Annotated in this window: 6 protein-coding genes; 3 read left to right on the top strand and 3 right to left on the bottom strand. The window is 72.2% G+C overall.

Features of this window, described 5'->3' with window-relative positions:
* Positions 1-291 precede the first annotated feature (291 nt).
* Positions 292-585 (bottom strand): chorismate mutase, encoded by a 294-nt coding sequence (locus tag ACTHNQ_RS16545; protein ID WP_440335050.1) that lies wholly within the window; start codon positions 583-585, stop codon positions 292-294.
* A 103-nt stretch (positions 586-688) separates the two neighbouring features.
* Here ACTHNQ_RS16545 and ACTHNQ_RS16540 point away from each other — a divergent pair, with 103 nt between their 5' ends.
* From ACTHNQ_RS16540 to ACTHNQ_RS16530, 3 genes are all read left to right on the top strand, one after another.
* The gene (locus tag ACTHNQ_RS16540) at positions 689-1930 is read left to right on the top strand and encodes an AI-2E family transporter (RefSeq protein ID WP_440335049.1); all 1242 of its coding nucleotides are present in this window, start codon (positions 689-691) and stop codon (positions 1928-1930) included.
* Between the two features lie 46 nt (positions 1931-1976).
* Complete coding sequence (locus ACTHNQ_RS16535; protein WP_440335048.1) at positions 1977-3590, top strand: LuxR C-terminal-related transcriptional regulator; 1614 nt, start codon at positions 1977-1979, stop codon at positions 3588-3590.
* Between the two features lie 132 nt (positions 3591-3722).
* A complete protein-coding gene (locus tag ACTHNQ_RS16530; RefSeq protein ID WP_440335047.1) occupies positions 3723-4823 on the top strand; it encodes a flavin-containing monooxygenase in 1101 nt (366 codons plus the stop codon).
* Positions 4824-4854: 31 nt separating this feature from the next.
* On the opposite strand, the gene ACTHNQ_RS16525 is transcribed toward ACTHNQ_RS16530, so the two are convergent.
* Together ACTHNQ_RS16525 and ACTHNQ_RS16520 are read right to left on the bottom strand one after the other, a co-directional pair.
* On the bottom strand, positions 4855-6015 hold the full coding sequence (locus ACTHNQ_RS16525) for a lactonase family protein (RefSeq protein ID WP_440335046.1): 1161 nt from the start codon (positions 6013-6015) through the stop codon (positions 4855-4857).
* Between the two features lies 1 nt (position 6016).
* A partial coding sequence (locus ACTHNQ_RS16520) for an adenylosuccinate synthase (RefSeq protein WP_440335045.1) occupies positions 6017-7076 on the bottom strand: 1060 nt, incomplete at its 5' end.

Genomic DNA, 7076 nt, shown 5'->3' with positions numbered 1-7076 from the left:
CCGGTGCAGGAGCTGCATCGGTCGCGCCCGGGTGGCGGCCGCTCTCGCAGCGGATGTCGGATCCGCGCCGCGGCCGCCGACCGTACGCTCGCCGGTCTGACGCTCGGGTGAACGTCACCAGCGACCGCGGACTGGTCGGTGGGGTGGCCCGTGAAGGACCTCATCCACCGTTTCACGGTGCCGGTGGTCGAGGCAAATTCGACACCGATCGGCCCGCTTCGGTACTTCGCGCACGCGTGATACCACGGCGCCACGGTCACAGCCTGCCGGAGGCGCCCCGGCATCCGCTTCTCAGCGGCTGTCGGCGGCCTCGGTGTGGTGGCGGATGACCTCGGCCACCACGAAGTTGAACCACTTCTCGGCGAAGGCAGGATCGAGGTCGGCCTGCTCGGCCAGACTGCGCAGGCGCGCGACCTGCTGCTCCTCGCGTGCCGGATCGGACGCGGGCATGCCGTGCTCGGCCTTGAGGTGCCCCACCTGCTTCGTCGCCTTGAAGCGCTCCGCCAGCAGATAGACCAGGGCGGCGTCGATGTTGTCGATGCTGCTGCGCAGACGGGTGAGCGTCGCCGTGGGGTCTTCGATCATGGGGTCCTCCTTCGCCCCTCGACCCTACCCGAGCGTGCGGACCCGGAATCCCGCGTCGCCGCGCTCCTGCGCCGGCAGGTGACGCGGCCCTAGAGTGTGTCGCATGACCGATGCCTCGCCCACGATCGGCGCCACGGGCGCCGAGGCCGAAGAGCCGCTGTCCGCAGATCCGCACGCGGGCACCGGCGGCCAGTCCGCGACCACTGCCGTCGCGCGGACGCCCAACGCCGACGGCTCGGTCACCGGGCCCGACGGCACCCCCGTGTTCACGGGCGAGGCGCCCGCGGGGAAGACGTTCTGGGCCAACCTGAACAGCCCGTTCCAGCTCGGCCTGCTGCTCACCCTCGGCGGCCTCGTCGCTGTGATGCTGGGCCTGGCCTTCTGGAACCTCTCGACGATCATCATCTATGTCGTGTTCGCTCTGTTCGCCGCGCTGGGGCTCGACCCGGTGGTGCGGTGGCTCGGCAAGCACAGTGTGTCGCGGCCATGGGCGATCGTGATCGTGTACACCGTCTTCGCCGTCGTGTTCGCCGGGGTTCTGCTGCTCGTCGTGCCGACCCTCGTCAAGCAGATCTCGGCATTCATCGCCGACCTGCCGCAGCTCATCAAGGACTTCGAGGCATCCGATTTCTATGCGTGGCTGAACTCGACGTTCGGCGACCAGGTCGGCGAGATCACCGACCAGGTACAGAAGTTCCTCACCAATCCGGCCAACATCGCCGCGATCGGCGGCGGCGTCGTGAACTTCGCGGTCAACGTCGGGACGACGATCTCCGGCCTCATCATCGTTCTGGTGCTGAGCCTCTACTTCCTCGCCGGGCTCCCGTCCATGAAGGTGGCGTTCGTCCGCTTCGTTCCGGCGCGCAACCGGGCCAAGGCGACCGGAATGACCGACCAGATCACCGACTCCATCGGCGCCTACCTCATGGGCATGGTCGTGCTGGCGTTCTGCAACTCGATCGTGGCGTTCCTTCTGCACCTGTTCCTCGGACTGCCGTTCCCGGCGCTCATGGGCGTGCTCGCCTTCTGCATCACGCTCATCCCGCTCATCGGTTCGGTGCTCTACTGGATCACGGCCACCGTCATCGCCCTCTTCAGCGGCTGGCTGCCGGCGCTGATCTTCGCGGTGATCTATCTCGTCTACATGCAGCTCGAGGCGTATGTGCTGACCCCCAAGGTCATGAACAAGGCCATCTCGGTGCCGGGTGCACTCGTGGTCATCGGCGCCATGGTCGGTGGCACGCTCCTGGGCCTGCTCGGCGCCCTCGTCGCGATCCCCGTGACGGCGTCGATCCTGCTCATCATCAAGCAGGTCTTCATCCCGAAGCAGGACGCCAAGTTCTGACCTCCGCGGTCTTGCCGGGGGATCGCCGCGCGCCCATACTTTGCGCATGGCGATCCGCGGCACGGCCGTCGTGGACTGGACCGGACGGTTCGAGCAGCTCGCCGCACGTGAGGCCACGCTGGCCGGCGACGAGCTGGACGAACTCGGCCAGGCGGCCTGGTTCGTCGGTCGCGACGACGTGGCGCAGCGCGCCTGGGAGCGCGCGCACCTGCGCTACCTCGACGACGGCGACCTCGCGGCGGCCGTCCGCTGCGTGTTCTGGCTCGGCTTCACGCTGAGCGAGCATGGCGACGCGGTCCGGTCGGGGGCCTGGATGGGTCGGCTCATGGAGCTGTGCGCACGCCCCGCCGCCTCCCCCGCGACAGACGGGGTGCGGGCGCTGTGCGCGGGATTCGGGGCGTTCGCCCGCGGCGAGGCGGCGGCATCCGTCCGGCTCTACCGTGACGCGATCGAGAAGGCGGATGCCGCACACGACGCCGACACGGCGACCCTGGCCACGATGGGCCTCGGCCGGGCGCTGCTGGCCGACGGCCGTGCGGGCGAGGCGTTCGAGACGTTCGACGGGGTGATGCTGCGGATCGCCGACGGCCGCGTGAGCGACCGCGCCGCCGGACCGGCGTACTGCGCGGTCATCGCCAGCCTGCTCGCCCGCGGAGACATCGAGCGGGCGCGCGTGTGGACCCGTGAGCTCGGCGACTGGTGCGACGCGCAGCGCGGGCTCGAGCCGTTCCGCGGCGAGTGCACGCTGCACCGTGCGAGCGTCATGCAGCTCGGCGGCGAGTGGCCGGGCGCCGCGTCGGCTGCAGCCCAGGTGTGCGCGACCGAGGAGCGCACCGAGACGCTCGCGAACGCCTGGTACCGCGTCGCCGACCTGGACCGCATGGCGGGGCGCCCGGATGCCTGCCGCGACGCGCTGCGCCGGGCTGCGGCGCTCGGGCGCGACGTGCAGCCGGGGCTGGCGCTGCTGCACCGCGACACCGGTGACCTCGCCGGGGCCTGGGCCGGTCTCGCCACCGCGCGGGACACCGTCGTCGACCCCGCGACCCGCTCGGAAGTGCTCGCGGCGGCGGTATGGATCGCCCTCGATCGGGGGGACGTGGATGAGGCGCGGTCGGCCGCGGCCGAGCTCGCCGCGTGCGCGACGGAGTTCGACACGCTCTACCTTCGCGGACTGTCGTCGCGTGCCGATGGGGAGGTGGCCATCGCGGACGGCCGCCCGCTCGGGGCGCTGCCTCTGCTGCGGGCGGCCTGGGCGGCGTGGCGGCGGCTGGACGCGCCGCACGAAGCCGCGCTGACACGCGTGTCGATCGGCGTCGCCCTGCGTGCGCTCGGCGATGACGAGGGCGCCGAGCTCGAGTTCGACGCGGCCCGCGGCGTGCTCGAGGGGCTCGGCGCGATCCCCGACCTGGCACGGCTGGAGCGCGCCGCGTCCGCCGGTGCGGTCGGGGTCGGCGCCGATCCCGGTCTGAGCCGTCGCGAGCGCGAAGTGCTGGCGCTGGTGTCACGGGGCTGGTCGAACCGGCGCATCGCCGAGCATCTCTTTCTCAGCGAGCGCACCGTCGCCCGGCACGTGGGCAGCATCCTCGCGAAGCTGGGCGTGCCGAGCCGGTCGGCCGCCACGGCGTACGCGTTCGAGCACGGCCTGGCGGCCGGGCACTGACCCCGCGGCCTGCGTGCATGGCGGCGAGTGCGGCATCCGCGCCGCTCGTCTGCCGAAGCAGGACCCGAATTGGTCATTTCTGCCGATGCCGCGCACTCCTGCGCCGACCTACCGTGAGCGCAGGAGGATGACATGGACACCACAGAACTCGACACCGTCGTCATCGGTGCGGGCGCCGCGGGACTTCACACCTCGCAGCTGCTGACCGACCGAGGCATCGATCATCTGCTGATCGACGCGGGCGCGCGCGTCGGCGACACCTGGCGCGAGCGGTACCGCTCGCTGCGGCTGTTCACGCCGCGGCGTTGGGCCGAGCTGGACGGCATCCCGCTCGGCATCGGCTACTTCGCCTACCCGACCGGCGCCCAGTTCGCCGACTACCTGGAGCGCTGCGCCGCCGTCATCGGTGCGCCGGTGCGGCTGTCGACCCGCGTGACGCGGCTCTCGCTCGACGCCGAAGGCCGGTTCCGGCTCGCGCTGTCGACCGGCGACGAGCTCGCCGCCGCGCACGTCGTGATCGCCGCGGGCGCGCACCACGTTCCGATCGTGCCGTCGTTCGCCGCAGACCTCGATCCAGCCGTCCGCACGGTGCACTCGCTCGCCTACCGCGGCCCTGAGGACCTCGAGCCCGGTCCCGTGCTGGTGGTCGGCGCCGGCAACTCGGGCACCGACATCGCGCTGGAGGCCGCCGCGGCAGGACACGTCACGACGCTCGCCGGCCGTCACCCCGGTCAGGTGCCCGGTCGCATCGACACGCCGATCGGCAACCTCATCGCCGGCATCGCCATCCGCCGCCTGCGGGGCCTGACGATCGACACCGAGCGGGGCCGCCGGTTCATGGCCGAGAACCGCGGCCACGGCGTCAACCTCGTGCGCAACCACCTGTCGGACCTCGACCGCGCCGGGGTGCGCCGTGCCGGGCGCGTCACCGGCGTCGACGCCGGACACGCCGTCGTCGACCGGCGCCCGGTCGATGCCGCGACGATCGTCTGGTGCACGGGCTCCCGCCCCGACCTGGCGTTCCTCGAGATCCCGGCGGCGTTCGGCGCCGACGGGTGGCCCGACCACGCCCGCGGTATCGCGACCCGTGTCCCCGGCCTGGCCTTCGTGGGCCTGCCGTTCCAGTACTCGGTGGCCTCGCCGACGCTGATGGGCATGCGCCGTGATGCGGAGCATGTGGTCGCTCGGCTGTCGGAGCGGGCACCGCACGCGGCGGCGGTCGTCGCCTCGTGACGCGCGGGCGGGGAGATGCCCCGCCCGCCGGTCAGCGGACCGCGAGCAGGCAGGTCGGCGAGGGAGCGGGCGTGCGGTGCCGCACACGACCGGGCACGCCGGTGCGCAGATCCAGCGTGAGCGAGGCGACCTCGTCCGACAGCTGCCCGGCCACGAGCAGCGTGTCGCGCACGACCACGTGGTGGCGCGGCCAGTTCACGCCGGCGTCGACGAGCGCCACCGGCGCGACCGACTCGCCTGCGCCGCGGACGCGCAGCGTGGCGACCGTGTTGCTGCCGCGCACGCCGGCGTAGACGAACTCGCCGTCACGCGACGTCGCGAGCTCTGCGGCACTGTCACCGGGCAGCGTGCCGGCGCCGAGGGGCGCACCGCCGACGACGCGCCACCTGCCGTCGGCCGCAGGGGCCAGCACGAACAGCTCGCACGACAGCTCGGTCACGACGTACAGGTGCCCGCTCGGATGCCACACCATGTGCCGCGGCCCGCTGCCCTTGGGCAGGGCCACCTGCTGCAGGGGTGTCAGCGCCGTCGCGCCGGCGCGCCAGAACCGCACCACGTCGTAGCCGAGGTCGGTGGTCGCGACCAGTCCGCCCGGCAGGAACACGGCTTCATGGGCACGGGAAGGCCGTTCGGTCTCTCCCTCGGCAGGCTCCTCGATCACGTCGTGGTCGGGCACGAGGTGCGCGAACTCCTCGCCCGCGGCCTCGCGCAGCGCGCGGGCCGCCGCCGCGAGGTCGAGGTCGCCCGGCTCTGCCGGGGCGGCGTCGGGACCGTACGGGTCGACGGCCGCCGGGGCCAGGACCGGCGAGGAGGGGCGGCCGGCGGCATCCACCGACATCCGCACCACGCGACCGTCGCCCCAGCAGCTGGCGATGAGCGACCCGCCGTCGGGGGCGACGGCGACGTGGCACACCGCCTCGCCCGCCGCGACCGGTTCGCCGAGCGGCGTGAACGACGTCTCGCCGGTGCGGCGGAACGCCTGCACCTGCTGGCGGGCCTCGAGGGCGGCGTACACCACGTCGAGCGTCGGATGCGGGGCGAGCCATGACGGTGAATCGGCCGCGGCGAGCTCGCCCGCGTACGCCAGGGCGCCCCCGGCCGAGGCCTCGTCGGCGGGGCCGGCGAGCAGCATCCCGATCCCGGTCGCACTGCCGCCCATGTCGGCGGTGTACCCGCCCAGCCAGAACCTCACGTCAGTCGACGAGGTCGTGGCGCACGATCACGGCGTCGCGGGCGGGGCCCACGCCGATCACCGAGATGCGGGTGCCGCTCATCGCCTCGAGCGCGAGGACGTACTCCTGAGCCTCGATCGGCAGGTCCTCGAAGGTGCGGGCGCCCGAGAGGTCCTGCTTCCAGCCGGGGAAGTACTCCAGGATCGGCACCGCGTGGTGGAAGTCGGACTGGTTCACCGGCACCTCGTCGAAACGCTGACCGTCGACGTCGTACGCGACGCAGACCGGGATCCGGTCGAGGCCGGTCAGGATGTCGAGCTTCGTGAGCACGAGGTCGGTGATGCCGTTGATGCGCGTGGCGTACCGGGTGATCGGCGCGTCGTACCAGCCCACGCGGCGCGGGCGGCCGGTCGTCGTGCCGAACTCGAAGCCCCGCGAGCGCAGGAAGTCGCCGTTGTCGTCGAACAGCTCCGTCGGGAACGGGCCCGAGCCGACGCGGGTCGTGTAGGCCTTCACGATGCCCACGATGCGGTCGAGGCGGTTCGGACCGACGCCCGAGCCGGTCGCCGCGCCGCCCGCCGTCGCCGACGACGACGTCACGAAGGGGTACGTGCCGTGGTCGACGTCGAGCATGGTTGCCTGGCCGCCCTCGAACACCACCACGTCGCCGGCGTCGAGCGCGTCGTTCAGCAGCAGCGACGTGTCGGCGACCATCGGCCGCAGGCGCTCTGCGTACGACAGCAGGTCGTCGACGATCTCGTCGCACGTGATGGCGCGGCGGTTGAAGACCTTCACCAGCAGGTGGTTCTTCTGGTCGAGGGCGCCCTCGACCTTCTGGCGCAGGATGTTCTCGTCGAAGAGGTCCTGGATGCGGATGCCGACGCGGTTGATCTTGTCGGCGTAGCTCGGACCGATGCCGCGGCCGGTGGTGCCGATCATGCGCTTGCCGAGGAAGCGCTCGGTGACCTTGTCGAGCGTGCGGTGGTACTGCGTGATGATGTGCGCGTTGGCGCTCACCTTCAGGCGCGACGTGTCGACGCCGCGGGACTTGAGCGCTCCGAGCTCGGCGAACAGCACTTCG

It is taken from the genome of Microbacterium sp., from assembly GCF_051953575.1.
Classification (GTDB): domain Bacteria; phylum Actinomycetota; class Actinomycetes; order Actinomycetales; family Microbacteriaceae; genus Microbacterium.
This window is presented reverse-complemented; position numbering and strand designations above follow the sequence as displayed.

Bases quoted from the DNA above. Each gene is read 5' to 3' on its own strand.
- ACTHNQ_RS16540 (WP_440335049.1), top strand. From the start codon at position 689: ATGACCGATGCCTCGCCCACGATCGGCGCCACGGGCGCCGAGGCCGAA.
- ACTHNQ_RS16530 (WP_440335047.1), top strand. From the start codon at position 3,723: ATGGACACCACAGAACTCGACACCGTCGTCATCGGTGCGGGCGCCGCG.
- ACTHNQ_RS16545 (WP_440335050.1), bottom strand. From the start codon at position 585: ATGATCGAAGACCCCACGGCGACGCTCACCCGTCTGCGCAGCAGCATC.
- ACTHNQ_RS16535 (WP_440335048.1), top strand. From the start codon at position 1,977: ATGGCGATCCGCGGCACGGCCGTCGTGGACTGGACCGGACGGTTCGAG.